At 70.4% G+C, this 17079-nt stretch carries 17 protein-coding genes; 11 read left to right on the plus strand and 6 right to left on the minus strand.

What is annotated here, in order from left to right:
• The first annotated feature begins 122 nt into the window (after window positions 1-122).
• The 3 genes from IC605_RS12945 to fosX are packed head-to-tail and all read left to right on the plus strand — an operon-like array spanning window position 123 to window position 3888.
• Complete coding sequence (locus IC605_RS12945; RefSeq protein WP_343216608.1) at window positions 123-1004, plus strand: DMT family transporter; 882 nt, start codon at window positions 123-125, stop codon at window positions 1002-1004.
• A 45-nt stretch (window positions 1005-1049) separates the two neighbouring features.
• On the plus strand, window positions 1050-3428 hold the full coding sequence (locus IC605_RS12950; RefSeq protein WP_216324588.1) for a penicillin acylase family protein: 2379 nt from the start codon (window positions 1050-1052) through the stop codon (window positions 3426-3428).
• 34 nt (window positions 3429-3462) lie between these two features.
• The gene (fosX, locus tag IC605_RS12955) at window positions 3463-3888 is read left to right on the plus strand and encodes a FosX/FosE/FosI family fosfomycin resistance hydrolase (protein WP_216324591.1); all 426 of its coding nucleotides are present in this window, start codon (window positions 3463-3465) and stop codon (window positions 3886-3888) included.
• A 178-nt stretch (window positions 3889-4066) separates the two neighbouring features.
• Here fosX and IC605_RS12960 read toward each other — a convergent pair whose 3' ends face one another.
• From IC605_RS12960 to pgeF, 6 genes are all read right to left on the minus strand, one after another.
• Window positions 4067-4873 (minus strand): ABC transporter six-transmembrane domain-containing protein, encoded by an 807-nt coding sequence (locus IC605_RS12960; RefSeq protein ID WP_216324594.1) that lies wholly within the window; start codon window positions 4871-4873, stop codon window positions 4067-4069.
• A gap of 247 nt (window positions 4874-5120) precedes the next feature.
• Window positions 5121-5546: a secondary thiamine-phosphate synthase enzyme YjbQ gene (locus IC605_RS12965; protein ID WP_216324597.1), complete on the minus strand. Its 426-nt coding sequence runs from the start codon at window positions 5544-5546 to the stop codon at window positions 5121-5123.
• A 239-nt stretch (window positions 5547-5785) separates the two neighbouring features.
• Window positions 5786-7033 (minus strand): type IV pilus twitching motility protein PilT, encoded by a 1248-nt coding sequence (locus IC605_RS12970; protein ID WP_216324600.1) that lies wholly within the window; start codon window positions 7031-7033, stop codon window positions 5786-5788.
• A gap of 73 nt (window positions 7034-7106) precedes the next feature.
• Window positions 7107-9779, minus strand: a complete 2673-nt coding sequence (locus IC605_RS12975; protein WP_216324603.1) for a type II/IV secretion system protein — start codon at window positions 9777-9779, stop codon at window positions 7107-7109.
• An 88-nt stretch (window positions 9780-9867) separates the two neighbouring features.
• Complete coding sequence (locus IC605_RS12980; RefSeq protein ID WP_216324606.1) at window positions 9868-10386, minus strand: YqeG family HAD IIIA-type phosphatase; 519 nt, start codon at window positions 10384-10386, stop codon at window positions 9868-9870.
• Window positions 10383-11156 (minus strand): peptidoglycan editing factor PgeF, encoded by a 774-nt coding sequence (pgeF, locus tag IC605_RS12985; RefSeq protein WP_216324610.1) that lies wholly within the window; start codon window positions 11154-11156, stop codon window positions 10383-10385. The genes IC605_RS12980 and pgeF overlap by 4 nt, the downstream gene beginning before the upstream one ends.
• 234 nt (window positions 11157-11390) lie before the next feature.
• On the opposite strand from pgeF, the gene IC605_RS12990 reads away from it, so the two are divergent.
• From IC605_RS12990 to IC605_RS13025, 8 genes are all read left to right on the plus strand, one after another.
• Complete coding sequence (locus IC605_RS12990; RefSeq protein ID WP_216324613.1) at window positions 11391-11693, plus strand: hypothetical protein; 303 nt, start codon at window positions 11391-11393, stop codon at window positions 11691-11693.
• 21 nt (window positions 11694-11714) lie between these two features.
• Window positions 11715-12500, plus strand: a complete 786-nt coding sequence (locus tag IC605_RS12995) for an enoyl-ACP reductase FabI (RefSeq protein ID WP_216324616.1) — start codon at window positions 11715-11717, stop codon at window positions 12498-12500.
• A 17-nt stretch (window positions 12501-12517) separates the two neighbouring features.
• Complete coding sequence (locus tag IC605_RS13000; protein ID WP_216324618.1) at window positions 12518-13285, plus strand: hypothetical protein; 768 nt, start codon at window positions 12518-12520, stop codon at window positions 13283-13285.
• A 40-nt stretch (window positions 13286-13325) separates the two neighbouring features.
• On the plus strand, window positions 13326-13760 hold the full coding sequence (locus IC605_RS13005) for an isochorismatase family protein (RefSeq protein WP_216324621.1): 435 nt from the start codon (window positions 13326-13328) through the stop codon (window positions 13758-13760).
• 153 nt (window positions 13761-13913) lie between these two features.
• Window positions 13914-14816: an acyltransferase gene (locus IC605_RS13010; RefSeq protein ID WP_216324624.1), complete on the plus strand. Its 903-nt coding sequence runs from the start codon at window positions 13914-13916 to the stop codon at window positions 14814-14816.
• A 24-nt stretch (window positions 14817-14840) separates the two neighbouring features.
• Window positions 14841-15410 (plus strand): DinB family protein, encoded by a 570-nt coding sequence (locus IC605_RS13015; RefSeq protein ID WP_216324626.1) that lies wholly within the window; start codon window positions 14841-14843, stop codon window positions 15408-15410.
• A 56-nt stretch (window positions 15411-15466) separates the two neighbouring features.
• Window positions 15467-15916, plus strand: coding sequence for a DUF488 domain-containing protein (locus tag IC605_RS13020; RefSeq protein ID WP_216324629.1), 450 nt, complete (start codon window positions 15467-15469; stop codon window positions 15914-15916).
• Window positions 15917-15982: 66 nt separating this feature from the next.
• The gene (locus IC605_RS13025) at window positions 15983-17062 is read left to right on the plus strand and encodes a PilT/PilU family type 4a pilus ATPase (protein ID WP_216324632.1); all 1080 of its coding nucleotides are present in this window, start codon (window positions 15983-15985) and stop codon (window positions 17060-17062) included.
• The last annotated feature ends 17 nt before the right edge of the window (window positions 17063-17079 follow it).

A 17079-nucleotide genomic window follows, 5' to 3' on the forward strand; every position in this document is an offset into this window, starting at 1 on the left:
AAGGGGGGGAGGCGGGCGGCAGGGTCACACGCTCCATTGTGCCGCAGCCGTTCCGGAGCCGGGGTGAGCGACCCGGGTTGACACCCCGCCCCCACCCCCACCGCCGCGCTAAGCTCGCCCGCGTGACGACCACGCCCGCCGCCCCGCCCACAGACGCCCACCCTACCCGCGCCGGGCTGGGGCTGGGTCTCGTGTCGGCGCTGGGCTTCGGCACCCTGGGCATCTGGGGCAAGCTCGGGGGACAGGTGGGCCTGGACAGTTTCGACCTCCTCGCGTGGCGCTTCGGGCTCGTGGCCGCCGTGCTTCTCCCGCTGGCGGGCCGGGGGATGACGTGGCGGGAGCGCGGGCCGCTGCTGGGCGTCGGGCTGATCTATGCCGTGGCGACCACCCTCTACTTCGGGGCCCTGGAGCGCATCACGGCGGGCACCACCTCGCTGCTGCTGTACCTCGCGCCCGCCTTCGTGATCCTCTTCGGGTGGCTGCTGGGCAGGCGGCCCGGTGCGGCCCAGCTGGGGGCGGTCGCGCTCGCCGCCCTGGGGCTGGGGCTGGTGGTCGGGGTGCCGGGAGCGGGGGACCGGGACCCGGTGGGGCTGGCCCTGGCCGCCGGGGCGGGGGCGCTGTACGCCGCCTATCTCCTCGCCTCCGAGCGGTGGCTGACGGGCGTCGCCCCGCTGGCCTCGACCGGACACATGGCGCTCGTGGCGGGCGGCTCTTTCGCGCTCCTCGCGGCGGGGGGCGGGACCCTGCGCGTGCCGGAGGGCGCCGCCCAGTGGGGCGTGGTCGTGGGCATGGCGGGGCTCGCCACCCTCGTCGCCGTGCCCGCCCTGTACGGCGCGGTCGCCCGGCTGGGGGCGGCGCGGGCCAGCCTGCTCGGCACGCTGGAACCGCTCTTCACGGTGCTGCTCGCCTTCCTGATCCTGGGGGAGGCGCTGCGGCCCGCCGTGCTCCTCGGCGGCGGGCTGATCCTGGCGGGCGCGGTCCTCGCCCAGCGGCGCGCGACGTAACGGTCCCGGCCCCTTATTCTGGACTCACTTCAAAAGGGGGTCGGGATGACGTTGAGGGCTCGGCGAGGGTGGGCGGGGCGGCTGGGACGGGGCGTGCTGTGGGTCGTGTTGCTGGTGCTGGGGGCTGCGCTGGCGGCGGTGCTGTGGGTGCGGGCGACCTCGGCCCCACGGGTGCAGGGGACGGTGAGCCTCCCCGGCCTCTCGGGTCCCGTCACGGTCACGCGCGACCGCTGGGGGGTGCCGCACATCCGGGCGGTCAGCGACGCGGACGCGATGTTCGCGCTCGGCTTCGTCCACTGGCAGGACCGCGCCTGGCAGATGGACTTCCAGCGGCGGGTGGCGCAGGGGCGCCTCGCCGAGGTGCTGGGAGAAGCCGCCCTCCCGCAAGACCGTTTCCTGCGGACCTGGGGGTTCCAGCGCGCCGCGCAGGGCATCCTCCCCGCCCTCTCGGAGGAGTCGCGGCGGCTGGTCCGGGCCTACACGGCGGGGGTGAACGCGGGCCGAAGTCAGGGGAAACTCGCCCCCGAGTTCCGCGTCCTGGGGTACACCCCAGGGCCCTGGACGGACGTGGACAGCGTCTCGTGGAGCAAGCTGATGGCCTACGACCTCGGCGGGAATCAGGACGACGAGCTGCTGGGGACCCGCGTGCGGCGGCGCCTGGGCGGGCGCGGCCTGAACGAGGTCCTGCCCCCCTACCCACAGGGCGCGCCCACGGTCCTCAGCCGGGACGAACTCGGGGCGGGCGGACCCGCGGCGGCGGGGGTGGAAAGCCGCGCCCCCGTCCTGCCGGACGCGACGCTGGAGGCCCTGCGGACGCACCTCGCCGCCGCCCGGTCCCTGGGCATGGAACGGGTGCCCGGCAAGGGGAGCAACAACTGGGTGGTCGCCGGAAGCCGCACCGCGAGCGGCAGGCCCATCCTCGCCGACGACCCGCACCTCGCGCTCACCAGCCCGATGCTGTGGTATCTGGCGGACGTGCGTGGCGACCGCCTGCGCGCCATCGGGGCGACCATCCCCGGCCTCCCCGGCGTCGTGATCGGGCGCAACGAGCGCGTCGCCTGGGGCGTGACGAACGTGAACCCCGACGTGCAGGACCTCTATGTCGAGCCGGAGAACGCGAGGCTCACCGAGCGGGTCGAGGTCATCCGGGTGAAGGGTGGCCCCGACGTGCGCCTCACCGTCCGCGAGAGCGAACACGGCCCCATCGTCAGCGACGTGGGCGCGGGCGAGGCGGGGCCGCGCGTGGCCCTGAAGTGGACCGCGCTGCAACCCGGCGACACGACCTTCGACGCCTTTTTCGGCCTGAACTACGCGCGCAACTGGCAGGACTTCGTGACCGCCCTGGAGCGGTACGTGGCCCCCAGCCAGAGTTTCGTCTACGCCGACGTGGACGGCAACACCGGGTACTACGCGCCGGGCCGTATTCCCGTTCGCCGGGGCTGGGACGGTTCGCTCCCCGTGCCCGGCGACGGCACCCGCGAGTGGCAGGGCTACATCCCCTTCGGGCAGCTCCCCCACACCTACAACCCCGCCGACGGCCTCGTCGTCACCGCGAACAACAAGGTCGTGCCCGAGGGTTACCCCTTCAACCTCGGCAACATCCGCAACTGGGCCGAGCCGTACCGCGCCGAGCGCATCACGAGTCTGCTGACCGCGAAACCCACGGGCCTGTCCCTGGACGATGTGAGGCGCGTGCAGCTCGACACGGTGAGTCTGGTATGGCGTGACCTGAAACCCTTCCTGCTCGCCACCCGCCCGGGGGACGACCTCAGCCGCCAGGCCCTCGCCCGGCTGCGGGGCTGGGACGGGAACGAGACGACCGACAGCGTGGAGGCGACCATCTTCGAGGCGTGGCTCGCCCAGCTTCAGGCGATGGGGCAGGACGAACTGGGGGACGGGACGCGGGTGAGCAGCCTCGCCGTGCTGAACCAACTGCGGACAGACGGCGAGCTGTGCCGCTTTGAAACCGACGGGCGGCAGGACTGCGCCTCGGAACTTCAGGACAGCCTGAGCCGCGCCGTGGCCGACCTCAGCGCCCGCCTCGGCCCCGACCTGAACGGCTGGACCTACGGCAGGGTCCATACGGTCGCCAGCAACCACCGCGCCTTCGGGGGCGTGCGGGCTCTCGCCTGGCTCTTCAACCACTCCACCCCCACGCCCGGCGGCACGAACACCGTCAACGTCGCCCGCCCCGACCCGGAGACCCTGCGGCAGACGCACGGCCCGAGCTACCGCCACATCATCGACCTGAGCGACATGAACCGCAGCCTCTACGTGGGCAGCCTGGGACAGAGCGGCCATCCCCTCGGCGATCACGTCTCCGACCAGCAGGCGCTGTGGGCGGCGGGCGAGTACCTCCCGATGAGCACCGACGAGCGGGACTGGGGCCGGACGCGGACGCTGACGCTGCGGCCGGGGCAGTAGGCACCGGGGAAACGTCTGCCATCCTGGGCAGGACATGATCCAAGGTCTGAGCCACCTCACCCTGATCGTCCGCGACCTCGGGGCGACGACACGCCTGCTCGCCGACGGGCTGGGAGCCGAGGAGGTCTACTTCAGCGGCGAGGCGACGTTCTCCCTGTCGCGGGAAAAGTTCTTCCTGCTCGGTGGGGTCTGGCTGGCGGTCATGGAGGGGGACCCGCTGCCCACCCAGACGTACAACCACATCGCCTTCCAGATTCGTGAGGAGGACCTGGACGGGTGCCGGGAGCGCCTGCAAACGCTGGGCGTCTACCTCCTCCCTCCACGTCCCCGCGTCGAGGGCGAGGGCCGCTCCCTGTACTTTTTCGACTTCGACAACCATCTCTTCGAGCTGCACACCGGCACCCTCGATGGGCGGTTGAACCGCTACCGGCAGGGTGGGCCGCCGACCACGCCCCGGTGAGGCTGAGCGTCGGAGACGGTGGGTTGGGTTCACGAGGGGGCAAGGTGAGACGTGGGGCGGTGTTCGTCACGCATCTCCCCTCTCCGTGGCGTCAGGAGTCCGGATGGGCGGCCCCGCCATCCTCCCCGGTGCCCTCGACGCGCAGCCTCTGGCCGATATCCCGCAGCCGCGCGACCTGCTAGCCCAGGGTGGGCACGCCCGCGAGGCTGTCGAGGTAGGTCCACAGGTAGGCGATCATGGCGTAGATGGTGCCCGGCTCCGCGCCCGGCAGCCGCACCGCCCGCACGATCACGAACCCCGCCAGGGCGATCAGGAACAGTTCGAGCAGACCCCAGTTGGCCGCCTCGGTGTCGGAGAGCCGCACGCGCCACAGCGCCAGCCGCCGGTAGTGGTCGCGCACCGGCCCCTCCCCCGGCCGGGACAGCACGTCCACCTCGCGCTCCAGTTCGTCGTTGAGGCCGCGGTTGAGCGTCACAGCCCGGCGGGCGAAGTGGCGGCTCACCCACAGGGCGGGCAGCAGCAGGGCCAGACAGGCCAGCCCGGTCAGGGCGTCGTACCCGAAGAGCATCCCCAGCGACCCCACGAAGCCCACCAGCGCCCCGATGATCAGGGGCACGTCGCGCTCGAAGAAGTCCACGAATTCCCGCGAGAGCGCGCTCCTCGCCACGATCTGCGAGGTGGGCAGCCCCCGGCGGGCCTGACCCAGCACGACCCGCTCGGCCACCTCGCCGTAGAGGCGGGTGAAGGTGCGGGTGTCGAAACGCTGGCGCACCACCCCGGTCACGCTGTGCGCGAGCCAGATGCCCCCGAACAGCGCGAGGCCCGCGTAAGAACCGCCCAGCAGCCCGTCGATGGCCTGGCCGGTGGCGAAGGGATACAACAGGTTGAAGAGGTTTTCCAGCAGGGTCAGGGCGTAGGTGAACAGGATGCGCGGGCGGTAGGCCCGGTAGAGCGTCCCCATCGCCCGGGACACGGCGCCCGTCATGGCCGGGGCAGGGCGGCGGGCCCCCGGCGGAAGGTGATGCTGGCGGCGACCTCGCCCCGTCGGGTCCGACCCGTCCCTGGCATGAGACTCCCTCCCTCGGCCGAGCATAACCCCGCCCCGGGGCGGGCCGGGCAGAGCGGCCGTCCGCCTCCGGAACGGTTCTGGCGGTCAGGCCACCTCCCCCGTTCCGCCGATCCCACCTCTGCCGTGTGGACGCCGGAGCGCCGAAGGTCCCCGGTGAACCGCGCTACCGTTCCTCGCCCTGCAACGTCAGCACCAGCCGCCGCGCCCCACCCTCGTCGCGGTGCTCGCACAGGTAGAGGCCCTGCCACGTCCCCAGCGCGAGCTGCCCCTCCCGCACGGGCAGGGTCAGGCCGGGGCCGAGCAGGCTGGCCTTGATGTGGGCGGCCATGTCGTCGGGCCCCTCCAGCGTGTGCTCGAACTCGGGCCACCCGTCCGGCACGAGGTGATTGAAGGACCGCTCGAAGTCCCGCCGCACGTCGGGCGAGGCGTTCTCGTTCAGCGCGAGACTGGCGGAGGTGTGCTGGATGAAAACATGAAGCAGCCCCACCCGCACCCGCGCGAGTTCGGGCACGGCGGCCACCACCTCCCGGGTGATGAGGTGGAAGCCGCGCGGCAGGGGGCGGAGACGCAGATCGTGTTGGGCCCACATGGGAAAGAGGGTAGTGGGAAATGGTCGGTGGTGAGGAGGACAAGAGAGGAGCGCTGGCCCCTGTGGGCTCGCTCTCCTCTCACAGCGGTGGCCGGACACGTTGAGGGTCTTCCCCCCTCAACGTGTCCGGCCCGGGCAGAGCGAGCACCCGTGAGGAGAGCGGTCCTGCGTGGCGTTGAAGGGACAAAGTGCGTCCCTTCAACGCCACGCAGGACCGCGATCAGGACGACCTGTTCTCCTCAGCCCCGCCCGTACGGCTTGCTCCCGCCCGTGCCGAAGCCCGCGTCGGCGACGGTGCGGCCCGCGGGCGTGCCCGGGAGGGTGGGATTGGCAGGGGTGCGGCCCGCCGCCTGGGGCGTGGCGCCGCCCGTGCCCGCGGGGGGAGCGTACCCGGCGGCGGCCCCGACCCCCGCGCTCGGGTCGTTGGCGAGGCGGGCGAACTCCTTGGGGTCCACGGCGCGTTCGACGCCCACGTCGTAGGTGATCACGCGGCGGCGGTAGAGGTTCGCCAGGAAGGCGTCCATCGTGACCATGCCCTCGCGGGCACCCGTCTGCATGGTCGAGACGATCTGGAAGGTCTTGCCCTCGCGGATCAGGGAGCGCACGGCGGGGTTGGCGATCAGCAGTTCGTAGGCGAGGACCCGGCCCGAGCCGTCCGCCTTGGGGAGAAGCTGCTGGGTCATCACGGCGACGAGGTTGCCCGCGAGCTGCACCCGGATCTGCTCCTGCTGCTCTTCGGGGAACACGTCCACGATGCGGTCAATGCTCTCGGGGGCGGAGTTGGTGTGCAGGGTGCCCATCACGAGGTGCCCGGTCTCGGCGGCGGTGACGGCGGCCTTGATCGTCTCGTAGTCGCGCATCTCGCCCACCAGAATCACGTCGGGCGCCTGCCTGAGCGCGGCGCGCAGGGCGGCGTTGAAGCTCTGGGTGTCCGCGCCGACCTCGCGCTGGTTCACGATGCTGTTCTTGTGCGTGTGCATGAACTCGATGGGGTCTTCAATCGTGACGATGTGCAACCGCTTGGTCTGGTTGATGTGATCGATCATCGCGGCGAGGGTCGTGCTCTTGCCGCTGCCCGTCGGCCCCGTCACGAGCACCAGGCCGCGCGGCGCGTTCGCGATGTCCACGACCTGTTGCGGCAGCCCCATTTCCTGCGCGGTCTTGATGCGGGTGGGAATCAGGCGCAGCACCCCGCCCACGTTCCCGCGCTGCATAAAGGCGTTCACGCGGAAGCGGGCCTTTTCGCCCAGCGCGAAGGAGAAGTCGAGTTCGCGCTTTTCCTCGAAGGTGCGCTGCTGCTTCTCGTTCATCATCGAGTACATCAGCTTGCGCGTCTGGGTCGGCGCGAGTTCGGAAAAGCCCTGCGGGTCGTACACGCCCTGGAGCTTGAACTGCGGCGGCAGCCCCACGGTGAGGATCACGTCGGACGCGCCCTTGTCGGCGGCCACGCGCAGGATGTCGGTGATGTCGGTCGGGGGAATGGTCATGAGGGAAACCTCGGTGGGTGGGGAGTGGGAAGGGCGAGGCTTGTGCTGGCGGCCGGGAGCTGGTGGCTGGCGACTAGTTGCTCGTCACCGCCAGCACTTCCTCCAGGGTGGTGAGCCCCTGGAGCGCCTTCTCGATGCCGTCCTGGCGCAGGGTGCGCATTCCGCTCTCGCTCAGGGCCACGTCGCGGACCTCGGCGGCGGTCTTGCCCGCCCCGATGGCGCGGCGCAGGGGGTCGTCGATCACCATCAGCTCGTGGATGCCCATGCGGCCCTTGTACCCGGTGCCGCCGCAGCGCGGGCAGCCCGAGCCGCGCACGAGACTGCCGCCGCTGACCTGCGCCTCCGTCAGCCCCAGGCGGCGCAGCACGTTGGGGTCGGCGTTCGTGGGCTGCTTGCACTCGCCGCACACCTTTCTGACGAGGCGCTGGGCGAGCACCCCCACCACGGCGGCGGCGATGTTGAAGTGCTCCACGCCCATCTCCTCCATGCGGGTGATCGCGCCGGGGGCGTCGTTCGTGTGTAGGGTCGCCAGCACGAGGTGGCCGGTCAGGGCGGCCTCGGTGGCGATCTTGGCGGTCTCGGCGTCGCGGACCTCGCCCACGAAGATGATGTCGGGGTCCTGGCGCAAAAAGGCCCGCAGCGCCCGCGCGAAGGTCATGCCCGCCGCCACGTTGACCTGCGACTGCACGATGCCCGGAATCTCGTACTCGATGGGGTCTTCGATGGTCGTCGTGTTCTTCTCGGGGCGGGCGATGCGCTTGAGGGTCGAAAAACTGGTAAAGGACTTGCCCGAGCCCGTGGGGCCCGTGACCAGGAAGATGCCGTTGGGCTTGTCGGTCACGTCGAGATACCGCTGGAAGTTGTGTTCGGAAAAGCCGAGCTGCTCGACTTCGGGGATGTTGCTCGCCTTTTGCAGGAGCCTCATCACGGCCTTCTCGCCGTACACGGTGGGCAGGGTCGAGAGGCGCAGGTCGATGTCGATGGAGCCCTTCTTGAAGCGGATGCGCCCGTCCTGGGGCACCCGGCGCTCGGAGATGTCGAGGCTTCCCATGATCTTGATGCGCGCGAGGATGCTCTGGGCGCTGCCCTTGGGCAACTCGTTTTGCTCGCGCAGCACACCGTCGATGCGGTAGCGCACCCGCACGGACGTCTCGGTGGGCTCGATGTGGATGTCGGAGGCCTCCTGCAAGGCCGCTTCCCGGATCACGTTGTCCACCACCCGGACGACGGCGTTGTCGTCGAGGGCGGAGACGTCCACGTCGTCTTGCTTTTTCGCCTCGCGGCTCTTGCTCTCGGCGACGAGGCGCTGGTTGAGGTTCGCCATGTCCTGGCTGCCGAAGTAGCGCTCGATCAGCCGAACGATGTCTTTTTCCGCCATCACCGCCGGGACGATCTCGCGGCCCGTGATGAGCTTGAGGTCGTCGAGCGCGAAGACGTTGCGCGGGTCCTTCATGGCGATGACGAGCGACTCGCCCTGGAGCCGCACGGGCACCACGAGGTATCGGCGCGCCGTCGCCTCGGGAATCATCAGGGCGACCTTGGCGTCGGGCGGGCTCTGCACCGGGTCGAGGTACTCGTAGCCGAGCTGCGCGGCGAGCGAGCGCGCGAGCATCTCCGGGCTGAGCTTGCCCGACTGGACGAGGGTGTCCTCCAGGCGCCCTCCGCCCGAGTTCTGCTTTTGCAGCGCCCCCTCGATCTCGTCGGCCTTGGCAAAACCCAGTTCGAGAATCACCTCGCCGAGCGGCTTGACCTTGCCGCCGCGCGCCTGGACCTGAAGGGCTTCTCGCAGTTGCGCCCGCGAGAGGCTGCCCTGCTGCACCATCTGCTCGCCGAGGCGACCCCGCTGGGGGTAGAAGCGCTCGATCAAGGCCTCCACGTCGCGCGGCTTGGCGAGGACGAGCTGCACCGGGCGCCCGAGCACCGCCGCGAGGTCGTCGCGCCTGCGGGGGTCGCTCGCCACGGCGACCACGCCCTGGGGGCCCTCGTCCACGGGCACGGCCTGGAGGCGCAGGGCGTCGGCGCGCAGCATTCCGCCCAGCACGTCCTCGGTGGGCTGGAAGTCGCGCGGGTTTCGCACGTAGGCGACTCCCGCCTGTTCGGCGAGAACCTCGTAGAGCTGGTCTTCGGTGACGATGCCCTGGGTGACGAGGGTGCCGCCCAGCGGCTCGCCGGTCTGCTGCTGCACGTCGAGCGCGACCTGAAGCTGCGCCTCGCTGAGCAGGCCCCGGGCGATCAGCCGCTGCCCGAGCCGACCCCCGCCCACGCCCTCACCCGGCGCCTCGGCGGGCATGGGGGCCGAGAGGTCGAGCTCGGGGTAGTGGGTGGCGATGGACCACAGAATCTGGTCGCGCAGCGCCTGATAGGGCTCGATGATCAGCCCGCTGTCGTCCTCCAGCGCCTCGATGGACAGGCTGGAGAGGGGGTCGGCCAGGGCCACCCGCAGCGTCTCGCCGTCGAGCGCGAAGGGGAAGGCCTGCACCGTCTGGGCGGTCTGCGCGCTGATTGCGGCGACGGCGGCGGGCTCGGGCGTGATCACCAGCAGGTCCACCAGCGGGATGCCCAGCGCCTCCTCGATGGCCCGCGCGATGCGCTTCTCGCCCACCATGCCGGAATCGATCAGGATGTCGCTGAGCCGCCCGCCGACCTCCGCGTGGCGCACGAGCGCCTTTTGCAGGTCGAGGTCGTTCACGTACCCCTGCTCCAGCAGGATCGCGCCGAGGCGCCGGTCACCTATCGAGAGTGCCACTGTCAGTCCTCCAGTCCTGGGTGGTGCGTCAGGCCGTGCGGGCCCGGGGTGGGCCGTGGGTGGGGGGGCGGAAGGCGGGGCGGGTCATTCAGGGCCGCCAGTCGTGACCGTAGCGTTTGAGAACCGCCCGTTCGAGCTTTCTCGTCGCGCGGGTGTGCGGCAGGGCGTTGACCGTCAGGGGGTGCACCAGGATCGTGTGCATTCCGGCGAGGTTGCCGCCCAGCACGTCGGTGAAAAGCTGGTCGCCCACCATCCCCACCTGCCGGGCGGGCAGGCCGAGCGAATCGAGGGCCCGGTGGAAGGCGCGCGGGTTGGGCTTGCCCGCCATCCCGACCCCCTCGAAGCCGAGCTTGTCGAGCCAGAAACGGGCCCGTTTTCCGGTCGCGTTGCTCAGGAGGTAGAGCCGGGTCTCCGCCCGCCGCAGGTCGGCGGCCCAGCGCATCACGTCCGCCCGCTCCTCGTAGCTGCCGTAGGGAATCAGGGTGTTGTCGAGGTCGAGGAGCAGCCCGCGCAGCCCGCGCTCGGCCAGGAAGTCGGGGTCGATGTCGCGGATGTGGTCGATCACGTCGCGGGGGCGCAGCAGGCCCCGGGGCACGGCCAGACTCATGCCGCGCCGCCCTTCGACCCGGGCAGGCCGATCACGGCCCACATCCGGCCCGTGCGCCCCCCGTCGCGGCGGTAGGAGTAGAAGTCGGGCTCGGTGGAGCACCGCCCGCTCACCCAGATGTTCCCGGGGAGGAGCCCCGCCGCGAGCAGGACCGCCCGGTTCGCCCCCGCGAGGTCGAGGTGGGGGGCGCCCTCCCGCTCCAGTACGAACTCCCCGAGGCCCGCCTCCCGGAACCCCCGCGCCACGTCCACGCCCACCGGATACCGCTCGCCGCAGATGCCGGGGCCGACCGCCGCCCGAATCCGCTCAGGGCTGGCACCGCGGGCGACCATCGCCTCCACCGTCCGTGCCCCGATTCCCCCCAGCGTGCCCCGCCAGCCCGCGTGGGCCGCGCCGATCACGCCCGCCGCCTCGTCTGCGAGCAGGATGGGGTAGCAGTCCGCCGTGCCGATGGCGAGGAGGAGCCCCGGCTCGGTCGTCACCAGGGCGTCGCCCTCCTGCACGCCGGGGCGGGCCTCGCGGACCTGGGTGCCGTGGACCTGATCGAGCCGGGCCACCCGCTCCCCGGCGAAACCGAGGGCCCCTGTGAGGCGGCGGCGGTTCTCCGCGACGAGTTCCGGGTCGTCCTCCCGGTCGTCGAGGTTCAGGCCCCCGCCCGTGAGCGCACCGTAGGCGCCCGTGGACACGCCCCCGGCGCGCGTGGTGAACGCGTGCGGCAGCGGCAGGAGGGGGGAGCGCAGCACCATCAGGAGGTCAGTATCGGTTCGCATATCTCACCGAATTCTGACGGTCCATTGAGCTGGCGGGGGCGGTCTGGTTACGCTTGGGGACACGGTGCGAAAAGCCCCCATCCTGGCCTGGGCGCTGACCTCGGACGAGAAGCGCGACCCGCTCCGGGTCTGCGCGCGGCCCGACGTGGCGTTCTTCAGCGCGGGGGCGTGCCACGTCCTCGCCTTCGTGTTCCTGGCGGCGTATCCGGGAGCGGGTTTCACCCGCGCGTTCTCATGCCGCGTGGAGGGCGACGGGGCACTCATGTCTATGTCACAGACGGCCAGACGGCCTTCGACGCGCAGGGCTTCGTATCCGAGCGGGCGCTGCTCCGTCAGCATGTCCGGGCCTACCGCGCCCTCGACGCGGGATGGCGGGCCGATCTCCACGAGGCCGATCCCGACCTCATCGCCTGCTGCGCCCGCTTCAGTCTTCAGCCTCCGGGGGCGTTCCTGCACGACCCTTTCCCGCGTGCCCGCGCGTATCTGGCCCGTCTCCCCTCCCCTCCCGCTTACACCCGCTCCAACGCATCCCCCTGAAGGGTTGCTAGAGTCACCGCCATGACCGTTTCCGTTGACCTGTCCGGCAAGACCGCCCTCGTGATGGGGGTCGCCAATGCCCGCAGCCTCGGCTGGGCCATCGCCGAGCAACTGCTCGCGGCGGGGTGCCGGGTGGGCTTTTCCTACCAAGGCGAGCGGCTCAAGTCCGAACTCGACAAGCTCCTCGTGGGGCGCGAGGGCGTGTGGACCCAGCAGGCCGACGCCACGAGCGAGGAGGACATGACGGCCCTGTTCACCCGCGTCCGGGAGGAGTTCGGGCACCTCGACATCCTCGTCCACTCCATCGCCTTCGCGCCGCGCGCCGCGATGGAGGGCCGCTTCGTGGACACCACGGCGGACGACTGGAACACCGCCCTGAACGTCAGCGCCTACACGCTGGTCAGCGCCGCCCGGCACGCCGAGCCCCTGCTCCGGGAGGGCGCGAGCATCGTCAGCCTGACCTACCACGCCTCGCAACAGGTCGTCCCCAAGTACAACGTCATGGCCGTGGCGAAGGCCGCCCTGGAGGCCGCCACCCGCTACCTCGCCGCCGACCTGGGCCCGGCGGGCGTGCGGGTGAACACCATCAGCGCCGGGGCGATGCGCACGGTCGCCGCCCGCTCGATCCCCGGCTTCGGCAACCTGTACGACGAGGCCGGACGCCGCGCCGTCCTGGGCCGCCACGCCACCCCCGAGGAGGTCGGCAAGCTGGCCCTCTTCCTGCTCAGCGACCTGGGGAGCGGCGTGACCGGCCAGACGATGTACGTGGACGCCGGGGCGAGCATCACGACGATGCCCTTGCAGTAATGGGTGTTTATCCAGTCATGTTCGCCCTGCTCGATATAAAGCGGGCGGGGGCGGAACTGCATCTTCTCAAAAAATACCAAGTCCCCCATGAGCAGGCCGGGAAGGGTTACTTGTGGATGTGCCTTCCCGACCGGGAGTTTGATTTGTCTCAGGACGCTCAAGCTTTCATTCGAAATGCAGCTTGGGTAAACTCCAGAACACCACCCTATCCAGAGCTTACGGATGTGTGCTGGGGTGTGGGTTTCGCATTGGGACATTGGACGATTCCACTGAGTTGGCAAGCATCGACATTTAGCCTCGACCTTATAAACGAGTTTCAATTTCCCCTTTCTGAAAAGGTACGAGATCGTTACGTCTTGGCAGTTATCGGCTTTTCTGGGGAGAAGCACGGCGGACTCCTCCCCAGTCGTCATCCCGTCCACGGTGTCATAACGGCTTTTTTCGAGGCCGTTCAACCTATCTACGCCCTGGCGATAGGAGACACCATCTGGCCGAGTGAGGCCGAAGACGCCGACTTCTTCAGGGAGCCCTGGCGACGAGACGACCGGTATACGAATATGTACTACGGGCCGGAACTCTTGCCATTTATCCCGCCCGAGCTGCTCTCGCCGTCAGCAGGATTGGGTCATGTCGAGCGTTTGGGGGGCGGGGTCTGGGTCACCTTGCCGGGGTGGAGCACCGTCTCGTTCAAAGTGCCCGATTCTCTTTACGAACCACACCGGGCCGCCCTGCGGAAGATCAACGCCGTCCTTCGCCAGAGGCCCACCCCTCCCTGGGCCGAGTGACCCGGCTCCCCGCCACCCTCACCCCGTTATCATCCCCAGCATGACCTCCATGCCCGTCGCCCTCGTCCTGCTTACCGCCCAGCGGCATCACCTGGAAAGCCACCCGCAGGAGCAGGCGCTGTCGGTGGCGTGGCAGCGGCGGGTACTCTCGGCGCGGGCGGCGGGGTACCTCGTCGTCCATGTGCAGTGGGACGGGGCGGAGGGGACGCCGGGCGCGACCTTCTCGCGGGGGTGGGTGCTGCATCCCGACTTCCGGGCGGAGGCGGGGGACCTGCCGCTGCGGGCCACCCACCCCGACGCCTTCGCGGGCTCGGGGCTGGACGCCGAGCTGCGGCGGCGCGGGGTGACGGAACTGCACCTGCTGACCCTGCCGGAGACGGAGATGCTGCCCGCCACGGCGGAGACGGCGCGGGGGCTGGGGTACGGGGTGCGGGTGCTGGAGGCCCCGCCTCAGACACTGGGTGTTCCGGGTTGAGTGCCTTCCACGCCTGTCTAGGACCCGTGGCGGGCGCTCCCGGCCCTCTGGCACGGGATTTTTGGGGCGGCAGGGGGCGGGCGGGGTCAGAACTGTTTCCAAAACTGCTTTAAACTCTATGGCGGCGGGCGGGGGCGCGCTACAGTGGCGGGCGTGACGTGGCTGAAGCCGGTGAACATCGAGGGAGACGCGCAGGCCGCGTATAACGGGTTTCTGCGTGACCTGGAGTCGCGCCTCGCGGACCCGGTGACCGACCGCAACGTGCTGGCGCGGGACATCCTTGCGCAGGCGATGTACGGGCGGACGTACGGGCAACTTCTCGCGGACGCGCCCCTCGCGGCCCTGAACCTCGACGCGCGCAACGTGACCTTCGAGGCCGAATATTACATGGCGACCGACGCCGAGAAGTTCGCGCAGGTCAAGCCGCTGCTGTGGCTGTGGAAAAACCTCGATCTCACGCCGGTCGGGCAGAACCCGGTGACGGGCATCCCGGTTCGGCGACTCCTCGCCGAGCGCATCTTCCGGCGGGTCGGGCGCAACTTCAAATGTTGGCAGAACGTCGAGTTCTCGGTCGGGTACAACATGGAGGTCGGCGACGATGTGGTGGTCCACCGCCACGTGCTGCTCGACGACATCGGCGGAATCGAGCTGCACGACGGCGCCTCGGTGAGCGATTACGTCAATATCTACAGCCACACGCACTCGGTCCTCGACGGCCCGGACGTGACCCTGCGGCGCACCGTGATCGGGCGCGGCGCGCGCATCACCTACCACTCGACGGTGCTCGCGGGCAGTGTGATCAGCGACGACGCGATGCTCGCCACCCACGCGCTGCTGCGGGGCGACATTCCGCCGCACGGCATCGCGATGGGCGTGCCCGCCAAGGTGACCCGCTTCAAGCTGCGCCCGCCGCAGATGTACGACGTGGACGCCCGCGTGTCCCCGCATGACCCCGGCCGCAAGGCCAACCCCAGCTTCCCCCACCCGACGCCCAACCAGACACGCAGACCCTCGCCGGAAGAGAGCCAGGCCAGGACCCCGCAGGAACAGAGCTGACCCGGAGGCCCGTACACTGGGCACATGACCAAACGCAGCAAGGTGTTCGTGCCCGCCGTGGTGACGGTGGCGAGCGTCGGTGTCGCCGCCGGGGCCGCCCTCCTGGCCCGCAACCGCCGGGAAGAGGTCAAGGACTTCCTCGTCGCCCAGGTGTTCGAGCGCCCGGCGGCCAGAGCGAGCTACACCGAACTCGGGCAGGCGCTGGAGCGGGGCGGCACCTTCCTCGCGCAGCGGGCCGCCCGCGCCGCCGACACCGAGGCGAACCGCGGGGCGCTGGCCCACATCGTCGGGATCGAGCGGTGGGGGCAACACCGGCTGCGCGTGGCGCTCGGTCAGCGCGAGTTCGTGCGCGACGAGCACCACGCCTACAAGCCGCCCGCAGAGGCCACCCTGGGTGAGCTTCAAAACCTCATCTCGCAGACCCGCGCCCAGACGGTGGACCTCGCCCGGCAACTCCACGACGCTCCGCCGCCCGAGGGCACGACCGTCGAGCACAACGGCCTGGGGCCGCTGACCCCCAAGGGCTGGCTGCGCTACCTGACCCAGCACGCCGACCTGGAAAGCCGCCGGTTGCGCGGGACGAAGGAGGGCTAGCCCCCAGCACAACCCCGGTCACGCTGCCCGCCGCGCCAGACCCCTACGCTGGGCGCGTGACCCTGCCCACCCTCCTCACCATCGGCTACGAGAATGCCGACCTCGACGCCTTCCTCGCTACCCTGGTCGCGCACGGCGTGACCCTGCTCGTGGACACGCGCGAGCGGGCGCAGAGCCGCCGCCGGGGCTACAGCAAGACGGCGCTTGGGGAAGCCCTGCGGGAGCGCGGCATCGAGTACCGCCACCTGCGCGACCTCGGCACCCCGCCCAGTCTCCGCAAGGAGTACCGGCTGAGCCACGACTTCGGCCTCCTGACGCGCGGGTACCACGCCCACCTCGCCACCCGGGGCGAGACGTTGGAGGAGCTGGGCACCCTCGCGGCTCAGCACCGCGCCTGCCTGCTGTGCTACGAGGCCGACCCCGGCGCGTGCCACCGCTCGCTGATCGCCGCCCGGTTGCAGGAGCTGGGGCTGGTCGGTGAGGTGGAGCACCTGCGCGTGGGCTAGGCGGGCCGGATTCGTGCTTCTGGGAACGCATAAAAGTGTAAGAGCCTGCCACGTACCCTCGGGGCAATGAGCGTTTTGAACGGACTACTTCAGGTCATGGTCAAGGGGGGGGCCAGCGACATTCACCTGCGGGCGGGGTCGGCCCCGGCGGGCCGCGTCAGCGGGCTCATCCAGCGGTTCGGGGAAGCGCGGCTGACGCCCGATCACGTCGAGGTCTTCGCCCGCGAGATGATGCCCCGCCCCGGCATGTGGGAGGATTTCGTGACCCGCCGCGAGGCCGACTTCGCCTACGGGGTGCCCGGCCTCGCCCGTTTCCGGGTGAACGCCTACTTCCAGCGCGGCTCCATCGGGCTGATCATGCGCGTGATCGAGGACAAACCCATCCCCTCCTTTGCCGACCTCGGCCTCCCCGCCTCCACCTTCGAGGCCCTCGCCGCCCACGAGCGCGGCCTGATCCTGGTGACCGGCCCCACCGGCTCGGGCAAGACCACCACGCTCGCCTCCATCATCGACTACATCAACGCGACGAGCCCGGTGAACATCGTCACCCTCGAAGACCCCATCGAGGTCGTCCACCGCGACAAGACCGCCCTGATCTCCCAGCGCGAACTCGGCACCGACACGATGACCTTTTCCGCCGGGCTGCGCGCCTCCATGCGCCAGGACCCCGACGTGATCTTGATCGGCGAGATGCGCGACAAGGAGACCGTCGAGGCCGCGCTCTCCGCCGCCCAGACCGGGCACCTCGTCTTTTCCACCCTGCACACCCAGGACGCCGTGCGCACCGTCAACCGCATCATCGACTTCTTCGCCCCCCACGAGCGCGACCAGATTCGCCTGGGCCTCTCGGAAAGCCTCGTCGCCGTCGTCAGCCAGCGTCTCCTGCCGAGGCTCGGCGGCGGGCGCGTGCTGGGCATGGAAATCCTGCTCGGCACCCCCACCGTCCGCGAGTGCCTCAAGGACGTGGACCGCATGGAGGAGATCAAGCAGGCCCTGATGGAGGGCGGCGCGCGCGGGATGCACACCTTCGACCAGCACCTCGCCGAACTCGTCACCTCCGGCCTGATGAGCGAGGAGGACGCCATGCAGGCCGCCACCAGTCCCCACGAACTCAAGATCATGATGATGACCCGGCAGTACGCGTGAGGGCGGAGGCCTGGGCA

The organism is Deinococcus aestuarii, from assembly GCF_018863415.1.
Taxonomy (GTDB): Bacteria; Deinococcota; Deinococci; order Deinococcales; family Deinococcaceae; genus Deinococcus; species Deinococcus aestuarii.

Bases quoted from the DNA above. Each gene is read 5' to 3' on its own strand.
- IC605_RS12960 (WP_216324594.1), bottom strand. From the start codon at position 4,873: ATGACGGGCGCCGTGTCCCGGGCGATGGGGACGCTCTACCGGGCCTAC.
- IC605_RS12995 (WP_216324616.1), top strand. From the start codon at position 11,715: ATGACCGTTTCCGTTGACCTGTCCGGCAAGACCGCCCTCGTGATGGGG.
- pgeF (WP_216324610.1), bottom strand. From the start codon at position 11,156: ATGCGAACCGATACTGACCTCCTGATGGTGCTGCGCTCCCCCCTCCTG.
- IC605_RS12965 (WP_216324597.1), bottom strand. From the start codon at position 5,546: ATGTGGGCCCAACACGATCTGCGTCTCCGCCCCCTGCCGCGCGGCTTC.
- IC605_RS13025 (WP_216324632.1), top strand. From the start codon at position 15,983: ATGAGCGTTTTGAACGGACTACTTCAGGTCATGGTCAAGGGGGGGGCC.
- IC605_RS12970 (WP_216324600.1), bottom strand. From the start codon at position 7,033: ATGACCATTCCCCCGACCGACATCACCGACATCCTGCGCGTGGCCGCC.
- IC605_RS12990 (WP_216324613.1), top strand. From the start codon at position 11,391: ATGCCGCGTGGAGGGCGACGGGGCACTCATGTCTATGTCACAGACGGC.
- IC605_RS12950 (WP_216324588.1), top strand. From the start codon at position 1,050: ATGACGTTGAGGGCTCGGCGAGGGTGGGCGGGGCGGCTGGGACGGGGC.
- IC605_RS13005 (WP_216324621.1), top strand. From the start codon at position 13,326: ATGACCTCCATGCCCGTCGCCCTCGTCCTGCTTACCGCCCAGCGGCAT.
- IC605_RS13015 (WP_216324626.1), top strand. From the start codon at position 14,841: ATGACCAAACGCAGCAAGGTGTTCGTGCCCGCCGTGGTGACGGTGGCG.
- IC605_RS12980 (WP_216324606.1), bottom strand. From the start codon at position 10,386: ATGAGTCTGGCCGTGCCCCGGGGCCTGCTGCGCCCCCGCGACGTGATC.
- IC605_RS13000 (WP_216324618.1), top strand. From the start codon at position 12,518: ATGTTCGCCCTGCTCGATATAAAGCGGGCGGGGGCGGAACTGCATCTT.
- fosX (WP_216324591.1), top strand. From the start codon at position 3,463: ATGATCCAAGGTCTGAGCCACCTCACCCTGATCGTCCGCGACCTCGGG.